The 15772-nt window shown below is 63.3% G+C and carries 14 protein-coding genes; 8 read left to right on the top strand and 6 right to left on the bottom strand.

Annotation, left to right across the window (positions count from 1 at the left end; all coding sequences use genetic code 11):
- The first annotated feature begins 15 nt into the window (after nt 1-15).
- The 7 genes from LB559_RS29775 (at nt 16) to LB559_RS29745 (ending at nt 7592) form a co-directional block, all read left to right on the top strand.
- Nucleotides 16-1146, top strand: coding sequence for an ABC transporter permease (locus LB559_RS29775; protein ID WP_013533073.1), 1131 nt, complete (start codon nt 16-18; stop codon nt 1144-1146).
- A gap of 37 nt (nt 1147-1183) precedes the next feature.
- Nucleotides 1184-2125, top strand: a complete 942-nt coding sequence (locus tag LB559_RS29770; protein WP_013533072.1) for a D-ribose ABC transporter substrate-binding protein — start codon at nt 1184-1186, stop codon at nt 2123-2125.
- A gap of 96 nt (nt 2126-2221) precedes the next feature.
- Complete coding sequence (locus tag LB559_RS29765) at nt 2222-3781, top strand: FGGY-family carbohydrate kinase (RefSeq protein WP_224675637.1); 1560 nt, start codon at nt 2222-2224, stop codon at nt 3779-3781.
- Nucleotides 3778-5295 carry a glycerol-3-phosphate dehydrogenase gene (locus tag LB559_RS29760; protein WP_024502448.1) on the top strand — a complete coding sequence of 506 codons (1518 nt, stop codon included), beginning with the start codon at nt 3778-3780 and terminating at the stop codon, nt 5293-5295. The genes LB559_RS29765 and LB559_RS29760 overlap by 4 nt, the downstream gene beginning before the upstream one ends.
- A complete protein-coding gene (locus LB559_RS29755) occupies nt 5295-6233 on the top strand; it encodes a sugar phosphate isomerase/epimerase family protein (RefSeq protein ID WP_013533069.1) in 939 nt (312 codons plus the stop codon). Before LB559_RS29760 ends, LB559_RS29755 begins: the two co-directional genes overlap by 1 nt.
- A 57-nt stretch (nt 6234-6290) precedes the next feature.
- Nucleotides 6291-7058, top strand: coding sequence for a triose-phosphate isomerase (locus LB559_RS29750; protein WP_013533068.1), 768 nt, complete (start codon nt 6291-6293; stop codon nt 7056-7058).
- A gap of 96 nt (nt 7059-7154) precedes the next feature.
- Nucleotides 7155-7592, top strand: a complete 438-nt coding sequence (locus LB559_RS29745; RefSeq protein WP_024502451.1) for an RpiB/LacA/LacB family sugar-phosphate isomerase — start codon at nt 7155-7157, stop codon at nt 7590-7592.
- Nucleotides 7593-7616: 24 nt separating this feature from the next.
- Here the strand turns inward: LB559_RS29745 and dhaL are convergent, their stop codons facing one another.
- From dhaL to oiaX, 4 genes are all read right to left on the bottom strand, one after another.
- A complete protein-coding gene (dhaL, locus tag LB559_RS29740) occupies nt 7617-8258 on the bottom strand; it encodes a dihydroxyacetone kinase subunit DhaL (protein ID WP_027163948.1) in 642 nt (213 codons plus the stop codon).
- A gap of 26 nt (nt 8259-8284) precedes the next feature.
- A complete protein-coding gene (locus LB559_RS29735; RefSeq protein WP_027163947.1) occupies nt 8285-9292 on the bottom strand; it encodes a dihydroxyacetone kinase subunit DhaK in 1008 nt (335 codons plus the stop codon).
- Between the two features lie 130 nt (nt 9293-9422).
- The gene (locus tag LB559_RS29730) at nt 9423-10757 is read right to left on the bottom strand and encodes a four-carbon acid sugar kinase family protein (RefSeq protein WP_224675636.1); all 1335 of its coding nucleotides are present in this window, start codon (nt 10755-10757) and stop codon (nt 9423-9425) included.
- 4 nt (nt 10758-10761) lie between these two features.
- Nucleotides 10762-12012 (bottom strand): 3-oxo-isoapionate-4-phosphate decarboxylase OiaX, encoded by a 1251-nt coding sequence (gene oiaX / locus LB559_RS29725; RefSeq protein WP_224675635.1) that lies wholly within the window; start codon nt 12010-12012, stop codon nt 10762-10764.
- A 174-nt stretch (nt 12013-12186) separates the two neighbouring features.
- Between oiaX and LB559_RS29720 the strand changes: the two genes are divergently transcribed.
- The gene (locus LB559_RS29720; protein WP_013533062.1) at nt 12187-12900 is read left to right on the top strand and encodes a transcriptional regulator NanR; all 714 of its coding nucleotides are present in this window, start codon (nt 12187-12189) and stop codon (nt 12898-12900) included.
- A 2-nt stretch (nt 12901-12902) separates the two neighbouring features.
- Here LB559_RS29720 and LB559_RS29715 read toward each other — a convergent pair whose 3' ends face one another.
- Both LB559_RS29715 and LB559_RS29710 read right to left on the bottom strand, forming a co-directional pair.
- Nucleotides 12903-14741 carry a hypothetical protein gene (locus tag LB559_RS29715; RefSeq protein WP_224675634.1) on the bottom strand — a complete coding sequence of 613 codons (1839 nt, stop codon included), beginning with the start codon at nt 14739-14741 and terminating at the stop codon, nt 12903-12905.
- Nucleotides 14738-15772, bottom strand: coding sequence for a Gfo/Idh/MocA family protein (locus LB559_RS29710; protein WP_224675633.1), 1035 nt, complete (start codon nt 15770-15772; stop codon nt 14738-14740). The genes LB559_RS29715 and LB559_RS29710 overlap by 4 nt, the downstream gene beginning before the upstream one ends.

The raw sequence follows: 15772 nt of genomic DNA, 5'->3' as shown, positions 1-15772 counted from the left end.
TTCGGAGCCCACACCATGACCGATGTCAGCCAGGCCAGAAAACAGTCCAGTCCAAGCGCGAGCGAAGGCTTCGATCTAGCCAAGCTGCTGCTCGAGGGCCGCGCTTTCTTTGCCCTGATCGTCATCATCGTCGTCTTTTCGATCCTGTCGCCCTACTACCTCTCGGTGGCGAATTTCCTGACCATGGCCTCGCATGTCGCCATCTTCGGAATCCTCGCGATCGGCATGCTGCTTGTCATCCTCAATGGCGGCATCGATCTGTCGGTGGGGTCGACGCTGGGCTTGGCCGGCGTCGTTGCCGGCTTCTTGATGCAAGGGGTGACGCTGAGCTGGCTGGGCGTCGTTCTCTATCCGCCGGTGTGGGTGGTCGCGGTGCTGGCCTGCATGCTGGGCGCCGTCGTCGGGCTGATCAACGGCGTGCTCATCGCGCGCTTCAAGGTTCCGGCGTTCGTGGCCACGCTCGGCGTCATGTACATGGCGCGCGGCCTGGCGCTGCTGATGACCAGCGGCCTGACCTACAACAATCTCGGCGGCAAGCCAGAACTCGGAAACACCGGCTTCGATGCGCTTGGCTTCAACCGCTTGTTCGGCGTGCCGACGGGCGTCGTGGTTCTCGTGGTCATCGCGCTCATTGGCAGCATCGTCTTGAACCGAACCGCTTTCGGGCGCTGGCTCTACGCCTCGGGCGGCAATGAACGCGCGGCCGAACTCTCCGGCGTTCCGGTCAAGACAGTGCAGATTTCCGTCTATGTGCTGTCGGGCATCTGCGCCGCCATTGCCGGCCTGATCCTGTCCTCGCAGCTTACATCGGCGGGACCGACCGCCGGCACCACCTACGAACTGACGGCCATTGCGGCCGTCGTCATCGGCGGCGCGGCACTGACCGGCGGCCGCGGCAACATCCGCGGAACCCTGCTCGGGGCCTTCGTCATCGGCTTCCTGTCCGACGGTCTGGTGATCATCGGCATCTCATCCTACTGGCAGACAGTGTTCACCGGCGCGGTCATCGTGCTCGCCGTGCTCCTCAATGCCGTTCAGTATCGCCGCCGCAGCAAGCTCCCAAGCGCGACAGGTGGCCAACCGACTTCTCAGAAACGGGGGAAGGCCGAACCGGCCAATCCTGCCCAAGGGAAGACTGCCAGGTGAACTGGCAGCAACACGCGTAATCATTGGAGGAATGTACATGAAAACCATGCTGAAAAGTCTGCTCGCGGCCGCGATGGTCGTTGGGTTCACGGCCGCCGCGTCAGCCGCGGGCCTGATCTCGATCATCGTCAACGATCCGGCCAATCCCTACTGGCTGACCGAGGGCAACGTCGCCAAGGCCGAGGCCGAGAAGCTTGGCTATACGGCCAATGTCGGCGCCCACAAGGGCGATACCAATACCGAAAGCAATTTGATCGACACCGCCATCACCAACAAGTCGGTGGCGATCATTCTCGATCCGGCCAACGCCGACGGCTCTGTCGGTGCGGTGAAGAAGGCGATTGCAGCCAACATCCCGGTGTTCCTTGTCAATGCCGAGATCAACCAGGAAGGCCTCGCCAAGGGGCAGCTCGTTTCCAACAACGCGCAGGGCGCTGCTCTCGGTGCCCAGCAGTGGGTGCAGGCCGTCGGTGAAAAGGGCAAATATGTCGAACTGCTCGGCGCCCCGTCGGACAACAATGCCGCCACGCGCTCGAACGGTTACGCGACTGTGCTGAGCCAGTACCCGGATCTCGAAAAGGCTGCTTCGCAGGTCGCCAACTGGGATCGTACCCAGGGCCACGACAAGATGCAGAGCATGCTGCAAGCCAATCCCGACATCATCGCCGTGATCAGCGGCAATGATGAAATGGCTCTCGGCGCGGTTGCGGCGCTGAAGGAAGCTGGCAAGCTCGCCGGCATCAAGGTCGGTGGCTTCGACGGCTCCCCGGACGCGGTTGCGGCGATCAAGTCCGGTGAACTGCAGTACACCGTGCTTCAGCCGGTCGCCATCTTCTCGGCCAAGGCCGTGCAGCAGGCGGACTCGTTTATCAAGACGGGTGCCACCGGTGCGGCGACCGAGAAGCAGCTGTTCGATTGCCTTCTCATCACCAAGGACAATGTCGACAAGTACACCGCACCCTTCGTGCTGTCTGAGTAATACCTGCACAGGGGGTGTCCTTGCGGGCACTCCCTGCCTCTTCTACGAAATGACTGCCCTCGTGAACTGCCTTCGCAACCAATCGGAATTTGCGGCATGAAAGACCTGCTGATCGGCATCGACGCGGGAACGTCGGTGATCAAATCGATCGCTTTCGATCTGTCCGGGCGGCAGCTCGCCATGACGTCGGTGCCCAATAGCTTCGTCACGCTGGAAGGCGGCGGCGCCGAGCAGGACCTCGACCAGACCTGGCGCGACATGGCGCGGACCGTTCGCGATCTCGCGGCCAAGATTCCCGACCTCGCGCAACGAACCGCGGCGGTGGCCATCACCGGGCAAGGCGACGGAACCTGGCTGATCGATAGCGACGGCTTGCCTGTCTCGCGCGCCTGGCTGTGGCTCGATGCCCGCGCCGGACATTTGGTGGACGAGATGCGCGCCGATCCCCGGGATCGCAGGCGGTTCGAACTGACCGGCACGGGGCTGAATTCCTGCCAGCAAGGCGCCCAGCTTGCCTTCATGAAAAAGAACCATCCCGACATGCTGGAGCGGGCGGCCACCGCACTACATTGCAAGGATTGGCTCTACTTCAAGATGACGGGCGAACGCGCCACCGATCCCTCCGAAGGAACCTTCACCTTCGGCGATTTTCGGTCGCGCACCTATTCCGACGAAGCCCTCGACATCCTGGATCTGACGACGCATCGCCGCCTGTTGCCTCCCATGCTCGAAGGCACCACCGACCATCATCCGCTGTCGCGATCGGCGGCGGCGGAGACCGGCCTGCTCGAAGGCACGCCGGTGGTGCTGGGCTACGTCGACATGGTCATGACGGCGCTCGGAGCCGGCCTCTATGATCCCTCGGGCAATGTCGGCTGCACGGTCATCGGCTCGACCGGCATACACACGCGCTTCGCAGCCACTCCCGACGATGTCGTGCTGAACGCAGATGGCTCCGGCTACACGATCGCCATGCCTATTCCGGGCGCCTTTGCACAATTGCAATCCAACATGGCGGCGACGCTCAACATAGACTGGGTGCTTGGCCTTGCGCGCGACGTGCTCGCCACGGCTGGCGGCAAACCTTCTCATGACGAGTTGCTGAAGGCCCTCGACGCTTGGATGGAAGCATCGGAGCCGGGATCGCTGATCTACCAGCCTTACATATCGCTAGCCGGCGAAAGAGGGCCGTTCGTCGACCCTGACGCACGCGCCGGCTTCATCGGCCTTTCGGTCAAGCATGGCTTTGGCGATCTGGCACGCGGCGTGCTCGAGGGGTTGGCCTTCGCCGCTCGCGATTGCTACCAGGCGATGGGCGCCGTGCCGAGTGAGATCCGCCTGTCGGGCGGCGCAGCGCGCAGTCCGTCTCTACGTCGCATCATCGCGGCGGCGACAAGGGCGCAGGTGCGCACCAGCAGCCGCCAGGAAGCCGGCGCGGCGGGTGCCGCGATGATGGCCGCGGTCGGGCTCGGCGTCTACGGCTCCATGGAAGACTGCGCCGCCGAATGGGTGACGCCGCTTCTCGGCGACTGCGATGCCTATGACGAGGCGCTTTCGCAAACATACGATGCGCTCTTCCCTTCCTTCGTTGCGGCGCGCCAGGCGCTTCGGCCGGTGTGGAAGGGCATGGCGCACCGCACAGGAGCAATATCTTGAGCAATACAACAGATGTCGTCGATCTCTTCGTGATCGGCGGCGGCGTCAATGGAGCCGGCATAGCGCGTGATGCTGCAGGTCGTGGCCTGTCCGTCATCCTGTGCGAAAAAGACGATCTCGCGCAAGGCACCAGCTCGCGCTCCGGCAAGCTGGTGCATGGCGGCCTGCGCTACCTCGAATATTATGAATTCAGGCTGGTTCGCGAAGCGCTGATCGAACGCGAGGTGCTGCTCGAGGCGGCGCCGCACATCATCTGGCCGATGCGCTTCGTTCTACCGCACAGCCCGCAGGATAGGCCGGCATGGCTGGTCCGGCTCGGGCTGTTTCTCTACGACCACCTTGGCGGCCGCAAACGGCTGCCTGGGACAAGAACGCTGAACCTGAGGACCTCGCCTGAAGGCGCGCCGATCAAGGACGAATTCAAGCGCGGTTTCGAATATTCCGACTGCTGGGTCGACGATGCGCGCCTGGTGCTGCTCAATGCGCTCGATGCAAGGCAGCGAGGCGCCAGAGTGCTCACGCGCACCGCCTGTGTCGCGGCGCGCCGTGAAGGCGGACTGTGGTCGATCGACATGCAGGATGGCCGCACGGGCGCCGTCACGAAAGTCCGCGCGCGCGCTCTGATCAACGCAGCAGGTCCCTGGGTCAACGACATTGTCAGCCGCGTCGCCGGGCAGAATTCGACGCGCAATGTCCGGCTTGTAAAAGGCAGCCATATCGTCGTGCCCAAATTCTGGGAGGGGCGGCAGGCCTATCTCATCCAGAACAACGACAAGCGGGTGATCTTCGTCAACCCGTACGAGAACGATCTGGCGCTGATCGGCACGACCGACATTCCCTACGAAGGCAGGCCCGAGGAAGTGGTCGCCGAGGCCAGCGAAGTCGACTACCTGATCAAGGTGGTCAATCGCTATTTCAAGCGGCAGCTGACGCCACAGGACGTGGTCTACAGCTTCTCCGGTGTGCGTCCGCTCTATGACGACAATGCCGACAATCCAAGCGCGGTGACGCGCGACTATATTTTCGAACTCGACGCCTCCAACGGCAACGCACCGCTGCTTTCGGTGTTCGGCGGCAAGATCACCACCTTCCGCAAGCTGTCGGAACACGCGCTGGAAAAGATCCAGCCATTCTTTCCGACGATGAAGAAAGCCTGGACGGCCAAAATTCCCTTGCCGGGGGGCGACCTGCCCAATGCGGACTTCGAGCAGTTTCTGAGCGATCTGCATGTCGAATTTCCATGGCTCAGCCCGTCGTTGGTGAAGCACTACGCTCGAAGCTACGGCACCCGCGCCAGGCAATTGCTCGCCGGCGCGCAAAGCGAGGCTGATCTCGGCCGACGCTTCGGTCCCGATCTGTATGAACGGGAGGCAAAGTTCCTGGTCGAGACCGAATGGGCTGGCACATCAGCCGATATACTGGAACGCCGCACAAAGCATGGCCTGCATATCAATGCGGCCGAGCGGAAAGCATTCGAAGATTGGTTCGGTAACATCATGGCGACGGCGGACTGATGGCCTTCACGCTTTCCCTCAACACCAATCCTCTGGTCAATCGCTTCGCCGATCCAGACGATTTGATCGACGCGATTGCTTATGGCATCGGCATTCGCGACGTGCAGTTGACGCATGAATTCGTCAATCCGGGCTGGCCGGCGGCCACGATTGCCAAATTCCTGCGCCTGTTCAACAGCGCGCTTTCGCGGACCGGTGTCAGGATCACCTCCGGCATGACCGGACCTTATGGCCGGCTCAACCATTTCGGCCACCCGGACGCCGACGTCCGGCGCTACTATGTCGACTGGTTCAAGACCTTCGCCGACATTTCCGCCGAACTCGGCGCGCCAGGCATGGGCACGCAGTTCGCCATCTTCACCTACAAGGACTTTGACGATCCGCAACGGCGGGCAGCACTTCTCGATATCGCGCTCGAATGCTGGCGCGAGGTTGCCGAACACGCCAGGGCGGCGGGGCTGACATACCTGTTCTGGGAGCCGATGTCGGTCGGCCGCGAGTTCGGCCACACGATCGAAAGCTGCGTCACGCTGCAAGGCGCCATCGACGCAGCGAAGCTGCCCATACCGATGAAGATGATGGTCGATATCGACCATGGCGACGTGACCTCACCCAACCCTGCCGACACCGACCCCTACGCCTGGGCGAAAGCGTTTCCATTGCAATCTCCGATCATCCACATCAAGCAGTCTTCCATGAACAAGGGCGGCCATTGGCCGTTTACCGCCGCCTACAACAAGGATGGCCGCATAGTGCCGCAGAAGTTGCTGGACGCGGTTCGGCAGGGTGGTGGAACCGACAATGAAATTTGCCTTGAACTTTCCTTCAGGGAGAGGGAACCAGTCGACCATCAGGTTATCGAGATGATCCGCGAGTCGGTGGATTTCTGGGCGCCTTACGTCGACAGTGGCCGCGACAGTCTCAAGCCTCGGACTTGAGCGAATACGTCGCCCGGAAGCCGGCTTCGGCCGCAAAAGTATCGAAGGAGAAAAACAATGGCCCCATATTGGGTCGGCACGAGCTGGAAGATGAACAAGACGCTTGCCGAGGCGTTGCTGTTCGCCGATGCGTTGGCCGCCTTCGTGCCTGGTTTCGATCAGGCGATACAGCCTTTCGTCATTCCGCCGTTCACCGCCGCGCGCCAGGTCAAGGCGGCACTGGCCAACACCCGCGTGAAGGTAGGTGCCCAGAACATGCATTGGGCCGATGCCGGCGCCTGGACGGGAGAGATTTCGCCAGTGATGTTGAAAGACTGCGGGCTGGATGTAATCGAACTCGGCCATAGCGAGCGCCGCGAGCATTTCGGCGAGACGGATGCGACTGTCGGACTGAAAACGGCAGCTGCTGTCAGGCACGGTTTCGTGCCACTGATCTGCGTCGGCGAGACGCTGGACGAGCGTGAATCAGGCCGCGCCGAGGCGGTGCTGACGGCACAGGTTCTCGGCGCGCTGCAGGAGCTGAGCGGCGATCAACCGAAGGCGGAAATCCTCTTTGCCTACGAGCCTGTCTGGGCGATCGGGGAGAAGGGCATTCCCGCAAGCGCCGACTATGCCGACAAGCAGCAAGCGCTGATCAAGCAGGTAGCCGCTGACCGGCTGCCGGCTGCCCCGCCTGTGCTTTACGGCGGCAGCGTCAACCCCGGCAACGCGGCCGAACTTATCGGCCAGCCGCATATTGATGGCCTGTTCATCGGCCGCTCGGCGTGGCAAGCGGAAGGCTATATCGACATTCTGAAAAAGGCGTCGGCCGCCATCGCGCGCTAACCGCGCGAGCAATTCCAGGAAAAGTGTGAAGCGGTTTTCCGTCCGGAATTGCGTCAAATCAAAGAGATAGAAACAAAAGCAAAGGAGTTCATCATCATGAAGATCGCACTCGGAGCCGACAGCGCCGGCAAGCCGCTGCTCGATGTCATCGCCAAGCATCTCGCCACCAAGCCGGAGTTGCAGGTCGTCGACCTCAGCCAGGCCGGCTTCTACGCCGATATCGCCGCCTCGGTCGGCCACGAAATTCTCGACGGCAACTACGACCGGGCCATCCTGTTTTGTGGCACCGGCATCGGCGTCAGCATCTCTGCCAACAAGGTGCCGGGCATTCGCGCCGCGTTGACCCACGATACCTATTCCGCGGAGCGCGCCGCCAAGTCCAACAACGCCCAGATCATCACCATGGGCGCCCGCGTCATCGGTCCCGAACTGGCGAAATCGATCGCCGACGCATGGCTTGCCTCCGAGTTTGATCCGAATGGCCCATCTGCCGCGAACGTGCAGGCCGTCGACAAGCTCGACGCCAAGCGCTGAAAGACGCGGCAAGTCCGCTGATGATCAGTCGGTCAAGGCGGTCCGCATCGCCTCGATCACGGTGACGGCGGACGCAGCGCCCGGATCCATATGGCCAAGCGAACGTTCGCCGAGGCGTGATGCCCGGCCCTTGGTGGCCACCATCGCTTTGGTCGCTTCCGCGCCTGTCTCTGCCGCCTGGGCGGCGGCCTTGAGACTGGCGGCCAGATCCTTGCCTGAGGCCAGCGCTTCGCCCGCCGCTTGCCCCGCCGGCGCCCATGCATCGATCATCGTCTTTTCGCCAAGCTCTGCCTTGCCGCGATCCTGAATGCCCTTGGCCATGGCCTGGAACAGGGCGACCACATCCGCGTCGTCGAGCGCCGTCTTGCCCTTGACGGCTGCCGCGGCGCGCATGAGCGCGGTCGCATAGAGCGGACCGGAGGAGGCGCCGACCGCATTCAGGAACGACTTTGCCGCCGTGTTCAGCAAGGTGGTCGGATCGGTCGCCGCGGTGTCCAGTCCGGCCACCGCATCGCGCGCAGCGGAAAATCCAAGCTCCATCGCGATGCCGTGGTCGGCGTCACCGATAACCCCGTCAAGCGCGCACAGCCTGTCCCTGTCGGCTGACATGGAGTTTGCGATCGCTGCGAACATCGTGACAAGGCGGGCAGTATCGATTGTCGTCATGTCTTAGTCCTTGCCACAGAGTGGGTTTAGCCGGCGCGAAACATGGCGCAGTCGCAGGGGTGGTCCAGCATCGTCTGCAACTCGCCGTCCAGCCGATGCAGCGTGATCGAGGCCCCGGCCATTTCGAGCGAGGTGCAGTAATTGCCGACCCAGCTTGCGTGGATGGACACACCGATCTCATCGAGCCTCTGCTTCACGCGCCGGTTCATGATGTAGAGTTCCATCAGCGGCGTTGAGCCCAGCGAATTGACGAGCACCGCGACCTTGTCGCCGCGCGCCGGCGCCATCTCGTCGAGGATCCTGTCCAGCATCTCGTCGGTGATCTCATCGGCTGTTTTCAACTTTTCGCGTGCGATGCCGGGCTCGCCGTGGATGCCCATGCCGATCTCCATCTCGTCCGGCCCGATCTCGAAATTCGGCCGGCGGGTCTGCGGCAGCGAACAGGGCGACAGCGCCACGCCCATGGTGAAGGTGTGGTCGTTGGCCTTGCCGGCGATGCGCTCGCATTCGTCGAACGACAACATCCGGTCGCAGGCGGCGCCGGCCGCCTTGAAGATGAAGAAATTGCCGGCGACGCCGCGTCTCTTGTGCCGCTGGTCGCGCGGTGCCGAGGCAACGTCGTCGGTGCTCAGCACCGTGCGCACCTCGATGTCGTCCATCGCCGCCATCTCGGCCGCCATGTCGAAATTCATCACGTCGCCGGCATAATTGCCGTACATGAACAGCACGCCGGCGCCGCCGCTGACCGCCTTGGCGCATTCGAGGATCGGATCTGGAGGCGGCGAGGCAAAGACATTGCCGATGGCCGCAGCGTCAGCCAAGCCCTTGCCGACGAAGCCGAGAAAGCTCGGCTCGTGGCCCGAGCCGCCGCCGATGACCAGGCCCACCTTGCCCTGGCGCGGCCCGTCGCGGGCGACGATGGAGCGTGGACTGCCGTCCACGCTTTTGAGATGGCGGGGATGCGCTGCCAGGATGCCTTCCAGCATCTCGTCGACGGCGCGGTTGCCATCGTTGATGATCTTCTTGGTCTGCACCCGGCATCCTCCCGATTTCGGTATTTTCGCAGATAATACCGGGTGTTACCGGGATTTCCACCCGGCAAGGCGTATTTCGCGCGCTGAGATGTTCCCACCGGCCAACACCTGGACGCAGGCGCTGGCTGTTTCAACCGCCGAGGCCGTCGCGGATGGCTGAGAAATAGCGATCGGTCCCGACCTGGCCGCCCTTGAGCGCGACCTCCAGTCCGTCGATCGCCTTGACGCGCGAATGGGCAACGCAAAGCGGGGAACCCGGCGAAGCGGGCAGCGGCATGCGAATTGTCAGGGCATCGACGCCCATCTCGCCGAGTGCGTGGCTCGACGTGTCGCCGCCTGCAATGACCACGCGACGCAGGCTCTGTTCCACCGTCAGGTTGCGAAGGATTTCTCCGAGGCCGCGGCCAAGCCTGTGGCGGGCGCCTTCCTCCCGGTCGATTTCGGCGCCCCTGTCGGCAGTGGGGCCAAGCGCGGTGTAGAGGATGACGCTGCGCCCGGCTTGCAGACTGGCACGGCCGCTTGCCGTTGCGCGCGTGATCGCCTGCTGCGAGGCCTCCGAAACCAGTTCGACCGGATCGACCTCGATGCCGTCGAAACCGTCGGTCAGGGCATGCCGGATCTGTCGTTCGGTGGTCGGCGAGCAACTGCCCGACACGACGGCTATCCGCTCGGCTGCGCCCGGCGGCGTGAAATCTTGTCCAGTGCCGACAATGTCATTCGACACCCATTCGGCCAGCAACGCATACTCGACCCCGGACGAGCCGACGACAAAAGAACCGCCGGGCTTGCGAACGCGCCATAGCTCCTTGCCGGCAAGGGCCTGAGTTTCCAGATTGTCGATATCGACAAGCACGATAGCGGTGCCGTTTCCGGTCAGGCGATCGAACGCCGCCGACCGCGACGCGCACTGCAGCGTCGCAAGGTCGACCAGCCCGGAGCTCAGCGCCGTCTGCCGCGACAGATGGATCAGCAGGTCGGACTCATCCATCGGCGTCGTCGGGTGGCGGCTCATCACCGGGTGGCGATCAATGCGGAAATATTGGTCGCGATAGGCCGCGAACAGATGGCCGAAAGCGGTATAGCGCTTGAGCTGCGGCGCGCCGACCAGCAGCGGCACGCTATCCTGCGCGAACACCGAGCGGCCGACCTCGATGGCTCGGCCGATGCTGCCGATCGTCGGGCTGGAATCGAAGGTCGAGCAGACCTTGTAGTGGCAAATCTCGGCGTTAAGCGTCTTCAGCCAGGCGAAGGCATCGCGCAGATGCGTGTCCATCCATTGCGGCGTCTCACTGCGGCTGGTGCCGGCCAGCCCTATCGCCCGGCAATGGCCAAACCGGGACAGCAGGGCCGCGTCCGGCTGGCGCATGAACAGCACGGTCGGCACGCCACCGAGCTCGAGCGCCTCCATGACATCGGTCGAGCCGGTCAGGTCGTCGCCATAATAGCTGAGAAGCAGGTCCTGCATCGTCTCAGGCTGCCTTGCCGTCGCCGAATTTTTCGATCGACCGCGCCAGTTCGGGATGGTTCAAGGCGAAGTCGGCCAGCGGAATGCCGTCGACCGCCGCTTGCCAGGCTTGCTGCACGGCACGTACGCCGGCGCCCGGTCCGTCCGGATGGCTGACGATGCCGCCGCCGCAGAGATAGAGAAGATCCACGGTCCGGCCGGTCCGTGCATATGTCTCGGGCGCCTGACCGCCCCACTGGCCGGAACCTGCCACCGGTAATGCGCAGTCCCCAGGCGAAAAGATCGGCGTCGTCACCGCCTTGAAGGATTCGACGAAAGAGTCATCCGGCTCCCAGTATTTCGAGGCGATGCCGTTGATCTGGAACTGGTCGACGCCGAGCAGTCGCCAGAATTGCTGCCAGACCTTGAAGTCCATGCCGAGGCCGGGGTGACGGGTGAGGATGTCCCAGCCGTTGCGATGAGCATGCAGCACCAGGCCGGAGCGTTTTCTCAGGAATGCCATGCCGCCAAAGCCGATCGAATTGATGTTGATAACAGCACAATTGCCGCCGGCCTTCGCCACCAGATCGTGGTTGCGCATCATCTCGTCCGGATCGGCGTGCGAAATGCCGAAGGCATACATCACCTTCTTGCCGGTCTTCTGCTCGTGATCGAGGATCAGCGGCATGATTGCCTTCACCCGTTCCGACAGGGGCGAATAGGCCGGGCTCATCAGCTTCTCGTCATCCTTGATGAAGTCGACGCCGGCGGCGATCAGTTCCGCCACCATTGCCGCCGTCTCGTGCGGCCGCAATCCCAGCGCCGGCTTGACGATCGTGCCGATGATCGGGCGGTCAGTCACATTGGTCAGCCGGCGGCTGCCGGCGACACCGAACTGTGGGCCGGGATGTGCCCCGCGATACTCCTCCGGCAATTTCATGTCGACGACGCGAATCCCGGTAAGGCCCTTGATCGAATAGGTGCCGCCGATGGCAATCGTCATCAGCGCCGAAAGGTCGGTGCCGATGGCATCGAACGGAAAGGCGATGTCGACATCGGCGCGCCTGAACGGCCCCTTACCGTCATTGGGAAGCGACGGCCGCTCGGCATCGGGCAGAGGCCGAATCGCCAGCACACACGCCGCCACCCGGGCCTTCAGTTCCTCGGTCTCGCCGGGCAGCGCTACGAAGGTGCCGGTCGACTGATCGCTGGCGATCTTGGCCGCCAGCGCTTCGATGCTTCCAGGCGTTTCGATGCGGTAGGTGAGCGTGATCATGGTCCGCTGTCTCAAGCCGAGGCGTTCGAAAAAGGTTCACTGGTGTTTCAAATCTGGTATAATGAGTACATAAGTATTGCAAGTCATATCCGGCAGCGGGATCGACAGACGGCAATTCCGGGAATTGTGGCGGCAGTGTTAGATAGGGCCGGGTCAAGGGAGTGATTCGCGGCGATGAACCGTTCGGAACCGATTGTCCGGCGCAAGCTTTCCGATGAGGTCTTCTTGCGGCTGAAGCGGCTGATCACCAGCGGCGAGCTGATGCCAGGCGACGACATGCCCTCGGAGCGCGAGCTGATGGAGCGCTTCGAGGTCGGCCGCCCCGCGATCCGCGAGGCGATGCAGGCGCTGAGCAATATGGGGCTGGTTGCGATCTCGCATGGCGAACGCGCCAAGGTGCTGCAACTCACCGCCAAGTCGATCATCAAGCAGGTCGACGGCGCCGCCAAGATCATCCTGTCGTCATCGAAAGACACGCTGGAGCACCTGAAGACCGCGCGCATCTTCTTCGAGCGTGGTATGGTCAGGGAAGCCGCCGAAAAGGCCACCGCCGAGGATGTGCTGCGGCTGCGGGCCACCGTTGCCGAACAGCGCGGCTTTCGCGGCGCTTCCGAAGCCTTCATCTCCGCCGACATGAAGTTCCATACACAGATCGCCGCGATCTCCGGCAACCCGATCTATGTCGCCGTCAGCGAGGCGATGCTCGGCTGGCTGAAGGAATACCACACCGAAATGCTGATCTGGACCGGCAAGGAAAAGTTCACGCTCACCGAGCACGAAGAGATCATAGGCCGCATTGAGCTGAAGGATGCAGACGGCGCCGAGAAGGCGATGATCAAGCATCTAGAACGCTCGCGCGCGCTCTACGTGATGAACTCCGAAAAATAACGTCAGTCGATCCGGAGGATCTCGTAAGGCGTCATCACGAGATGGCCTCGGCCAAAAGCTGAAATGTCGACCTGCACGTCGTCCGCCGTCAGGTTCGCCAGCCACACGACAGTGTCGCCCGAGGCCGAGCGTCCAGCCAGCGCCAGCACCTTGGTCTCATCGCTCGTCCCTGCCGCCACATGCGCAAGGCCGGCCAGTTCGCAAAGCCCCTTGATGGCTCTGAAGAGCGGCCGGGGCGATCCTTCCGCGACGGGTTCTCCGGATGACGCCAGCACGCCGAACGGTCCGGTGAAGCTGGAGAGCGTGAGCTGTTCCAGCCCAGCGGCTGCGACGCGCGCGGCATAGCCGACCGTCCAAGCCGCCGCGAACTGGCCGGCATGGCGGGGATCGCTGTCGGCCATGGCAATGCGCTGTCCCCCGGGATTGGGTTTGGTCGCTCCGCCATAAGGGTTCTGGCGCATGGCAATCGTCGACGGTCCGATCCGGTAGGGCTTTGCCCCGAAGATAGCCCGTGCCGATTGGGTGATGAAAGGCAGCGCCTCCAGCGACTGCATGACGCTGAGATCGTCGGCGGCGTGCACGATCGGGCAGGTGCAATGGGTGACGAAATCGAGCTGGTCTGCCGGAACGCGCTTGCGGTTGAGTTCGGTGAAATAGCTGAACATGCCGCCGCCGAGGCGGATATCGGGGAATGCCCGCCGCGCTGCGGCATAAATGACGTCGAGCGGCGGGCATTCCGGCCACGCGCTGCCCGGCGGCGTCGACTGCCGGTCGACCGACGGCGACACGGCAATGGCCGAGAGTTTTAGCCCGGCCCGGCGAACCAGGTCGGCGACGCCGGACAGCTCGGCGTCAAGATCGCCAGCGCAGGCAACGACGCATTCGAGGGTTGTTTCGGCTGCGTAGGCAGTTGCGAGCCGGGCGAAAGCGCGCAAGGCATCGAGCCCGTGGCCGCGCGTCGGATCGTAGTGAAACAGCAGCTGTTGTGGGCCGAGTTCCGCCAGCGTGGAGAGGTTCGCCAGCGCCGTCTCGACATCCTCGGGATAGATGATCACGCCGATATCGGGCAGCCTTGCTCCCGCCTCGGCGAGTTTGACTCTGACCGGTTCGCTGGCCACTGCGGCAGCCGGCGCTTTGCCGTCACCTGCGATGCGCAGGCTGATCGTCTGGCGCAGGGGCTGGCCGGCAGGCAGCACATACGGCCACGGCAGCACCAGCGGCCGCACATAGGTCTTGTAGGAGGCGTCCGACCAGTTGCGCTGGTCCTCCATTTCGAAAGTATCGCCTTCCATCCGGCACTCAGCGGTGACACCAGGCCGAACCTGATGGGAGATGGCGCGGATATCCTTGAAAGGCTGCCAGGGGTCGATCAGTTCGGGAAGCTTTGTCGCCACCACGTTGCCGTCCGTATGCTCGACCGTGACCGGGCTGCCGGCGAGGCGGGCGATCGGGTGCAGGATGCAGAAACCGCAGCGGTTGGTTTCGAAATCGCTTTCGGGAAGGGCGCTGACGTCGAAGACCAGACGGCCGTCGGCAGAGCCTTTGATGGTGGCGCGGAAGCCGAGCCGGTTTCCATCGGGGGCCAGGCAGCTTGCCGAATAGCTGACCGAAAAAGCGTCGGCAGCCTGGTCGATGATCAGGTCTGTCAAATTTGGCTCATAGGTGCCCCAGTCGCGGTCACGCACGATATAGGCGATGGCGCGCAGCACTTCGGTGCCGCCATGGCGGATGGTGCGTAGATTGCCGTTGACGAAGTCGGCGCTGAGCGAGCCTGCGCTGAGCCTGACCGGCTCGGCCTCGACCACGCGCGTGCCGTAGAGCAGGAAAGTGTCGGCGGTCATTTCGGCAAGGCGTCGAGTTGCACCGATTGCCGGCTCGCGGCCCCAGCATAGGCGGCCTCGACCAGCGCGAACGTTTTGAGATTGTCCGCGCCCGAGGTCGCCGGCTCGGTCCCCTTTGCCAGGCAGTCGACCCAGTGCTGCTGGATGGCTACGACGCTTTCCTGGATGTTGTGCCAGGGCCGCGACGCCCAGGCCAGCAGCGGCGGCGAGACGTCGGTGACGGCCGTGCCGCTCTTGCCGGTGACGGTCAGCCGGTATCCCTGCGCCAGCCGGATCGTGCCGTCGCTGCCATCGATCTCGATCAGCGTTTCGGGAAACGGCTCGGTGGCGAGCTTGGTCGCGTAGCTGCAGTCGACCACGGAGGTTGCGCCGCTCTTGTGGTCCATCAGCATGGTCGCCACATCCTCGCCCGCAATGGCGGGATTGATGCGGGCGATTCGTGTCGTGATGGTCGAGACGTCGCCGAGCAGGAAACGGGCGATATCGAGGATATGGATACCGAGGTCCTCGATGATGAAGCGCTTTCCCGTCGCCAGATAGGGCTGACCGGAAAACACGTCATAGGCCGAGCGGAAGGAGATACGCCCGAAGAAGGGCGTGCCGATCTCGCCGCTATCGAGCACGGTCCGCACCGCCTGGATAGGTGACTGCCAGCGAAAATTCTCATGCACCATCAGCGGAACGCCGGCTTCCGCGCATGCCTTGACCATCGCCTTTGCGTCGGCAAGCGTCGGCGCGAACGGCTTTTGGCAGATCACCGGAACGCGATGGGCGGCCGCCATTTCGACCAGCGGACGATGGCTGGGCGCGGTGGTGGCGATGTCGACGAAATCCAGGCTTTCGCCGGAAAAAAGGTCCGCCGCATCGGTATAGCGCTTCGCAATGCCGAACTGGTCACCGACGATCCGCAACCGTTCCGGGTCACGGTCGCAGATGGCGATGATCGAGGCGCCCGCTATGTCGCGCCAGGCATGCACCTGGTTGACGGCAAAGAAGCCGCAGCCGATCAGCGCTCCCCGCAGTTCCGCCAT

Origin of the sequence: Mesorhizobium sp. BR1-1-3 (genome assembly GCF_020165455.1) — a bacterium.
Classification (GTDB): Bacteria; Pseudomonadota; Alphaproteobacteria; order Rhizobiales; family Rhizobiaceae; genus Mesorhizobium; species Mesorhizobium ciceri.
This window is presented reverse-complemented; position numbering and strand designations above follow the sequence as displayed.